This is a genomic window from Hydrogenobaculum sp. (assembly GCF_049967395.1).
Lineage (GTDB): Bacteria > Aquificota > Aquificia > Aquificales > Aquificaceae > Hydrogenobaculum.
This window is the reverse complement of the sequence record NZ_JBMFST010000087.1, coordinates 1-2,538: the sequence shown is the minus strand read 5'-3', so window position 1 is coordinate 2,538 and position 2,538 is coordinate 1. Positions and strand designations below refer to the sequence as shown.

Here is a 2,538-nt window from a genome sequence, read left to right as displayed (position 1 = left end):
CCTCACCAGCGCTTACAAAAACGTTAGACAATGTTTTTAACACTAGCTTCATATAAACATTTATTCAAAAGCCAGTGGCTTTTGGTTGGGCTATTTGTATTCCGCCTTTAAAAGTCCCTAAACCCAACAGGCGGTATTGGGACATAAGCCTTGGTTTCATTATGGTACAAACTCCATAAGCTCTATAGCATCAAAATAGGGAGTCTTGCCGTTTTTCCAAACATACTCTTTGTAGTCTTCGTATTCTTCTAGCTCTAATTTATGTTTTTCTTTGACTTCGTAAAGAAACATCTTTATCTTTTCTTTTTTGTCAAAAAGAAGCTCTCTTAATTCGTAAACTTTGCTTCTTGGCCATTTACTCTTGAAATGATAAACAACTTTGAAAAGCTCATTTAACTCTTCTACATTGTAAGGGCTAAATCTCACATTTCCTTCGGTGGCTTTGTAGTAGGTTTTTGAAAAGTTTTTCCAGTCCCCTGTGAATCCGCTTTTTGCTATGGCGAAGCTAATATAAGAACCTTCTTTTTCTCTAGATACTTTCTTTGCTTCTGAGGTTAGCTCTTCTGCTACAGTGTAGGATTTAAAAAATGGGTATTTGGCTTTTACTATGAAAACACCTCCACAAGCGTTAAGAGGCTTCCCGTCAGATACCCTACCCTTAGAAAACGTATCTATAAAGTATTTTGCCAACTCTAAACCTAATTTTGCATCGCAAACAAACGTTATGTCATCACCGCCTAGTATTATAGGCCTAAGAGGCATTAGATATTTGCCATTTTCCTGTCTTAGTGATATTTGGCCTTTTTTGTGTAAGTCTATCACTCTTTCAACAATACTTTTAAACGATTGCCTTGTTGTTTCTTCAACGCTTTCTGATAATCTTTTTAACTCATCAATACTCTTACAAGCCCTAAAACGTTCACCCATTTTATTGCCATCTATGTGTACCAATGCTATATAAGGGTTTGAAGTATCATCGCCTTTATCGTTACCCATCAAAGTACATTTTGATAGTTCAGACGGGAATATATAATCTTTGTATTCTTCTAAATAACTATCAAAATAGCCTTTTCCTATCTCAAAAGCCTTTAGCTTTGCCTTTACCACCTTGGATATAAAGTTTTCATCATCAGAGTTGTAAACTTCTGCGCTTTCATACGATTCCGGGCAATCTCTGGTGATACCCCATTTGTTTATATTTACAATAGGAAGATATTTTGACCTATTTTCTTTAAGGTTGTAATGAAGCCTTTTTAAAGAATCTTGAGTATTGCTTTCATCAAAATCCTCTATCATCCCAAAAGCCAATACAACACCGGGAAAATATTCCATAACAACCTTAGAATATTTTTTTATGAACTCTTTAGCTTTTTCTGAGTCTTTAAATAACAATAGCGCATTACCCCCACCTTTGTATCCTATTTTAAAGTCTTCACCTTCTTTAACCCCTTCCAAAGCTTCTTTCATAGGTTCATCGTATAGCCTCTTAACTATATAAGAAGCTCCTATGTTGTGCCTTAGCCTGTTGCTTGCAAAAATATACCTTTGAATAGATGGCATGTCTATTATTATTGCAGCCTTCTTATCACCCATAGCCTAATTAGTTTTCTAAGCTTTTAACTTAGAAAGTCGAGTATTTCTATCCCGCCACAACAAAGCTAACCCATGTCTCGACTGGCGGTATTTGGGTCAGCCAATACATATTTAAAGATTTCATTTTTCAACCCTTTTCATATCAAAAAACATCAGTTCTTTATCTTCTTTGACATAAGAAGTTACTATGTCGTTATAAAATGTGATAGAAGACGCTATTATGCTATATAGAGCGGTCCCAGCTGTGCAATCTATTGTTATGTTTTTTAGAGAGTATTTTTCTTTTTCTTTTAAGTTTTCTATGATTTTCTTCATATGCTTTTGAAGTTCTATAAGGTCTTTGTAGTTTACGCCTTTTGTTGATTCTATATCAATATCTGGAAACACTTTCTTAACAACATCAGCAAAATCAGAAACATAAGCCTCTGATTGATTAGAAGGGATTACAACTATTTTCTTAAATCTATGCGATCTTTCTTTTAAATTTTTTATTAAGTACAGCGGCATAATCCAGTTTGCTCTATCATAATTTTTACTGATTGTATCAAAATCTACTTCTTTTTGCTCTTTTGCGCATGCAACCATCTCTTTGGAAGCATCGTTTGGGATGCTAAGAGCTAATATCGCAACCTTCACATCAGAAGGTTTAACCTCCACTACCTCATAATCTATATGCTCTAAAGATTCTTTTAACTTATTATATGTAAGATATAAAAGCGCAAAAACAAAACAGATTATCACAAAATAAACCAATATTCTAACGGCTATATTATGGATAAAATGGTTGGCTAACTCTATAATAATATCTGGTATAAGCCCGCCCAAAGCAAAAATGGATATTAGAATAGCTATGGTTTTCCAGCTCTCTAAAGCCCCCAAATAATTTTTTATAGTTGCCAAATTAGAAGATTTCATAACCTTTCTCCCTAAATATCATCATATCAT

Annotated in this window: 2 protein-coding genes; both read right to left on the bottom strand. The window is 34.1% G+C overall.

Features of this window, described 5'->3' with window-relative positions:
- Positions 1–159 precede the first annotated feature (159 nt).
- Positions 160–1,593 (bottom strand): Cas10/Cmr2 second palm domain-containing protein, encoded by a 1,434-nt coding sequence (locus tag ACP5S8_RS08090; RefSeq protein WP_461876432.1) that lies wholly within the window; start codon positions 1,591–1,593, stop codon positions 160–162.
- A 120-nt stretch (positions 1,594–1,713) separates the two neighbouring features.
- Positions 1,714–2,508 (bottom strand): hypothetical protein, encoded by a 795-nt coding sequence (locus ACP5S8_RS08085; RefSeq protein WP_461876431.1) that lies wholly within the window; start codon positions 2,506–2,508, stop codon positions 1,714–1,716.
- Positions 2,509–2,538: the final 30 nt, after the last annotated feature.

Coding starts and splice junctions, on each gene's coding strand:
- ACP5S8_RS08090 (WP_461876432.1), bottom strand. CDS start 1,593: ATGGGTGATAAGAAGGCTGCAATAATAATAGACATGCCATCTATTCAA.
- ACP5S8_RS08085 (WP_461876431.1), bottom strand. CDS start 2,508: ATGAAATCTTCTAATTTGGCAACTATAAAAAATTATTTGGGGGCTTTA.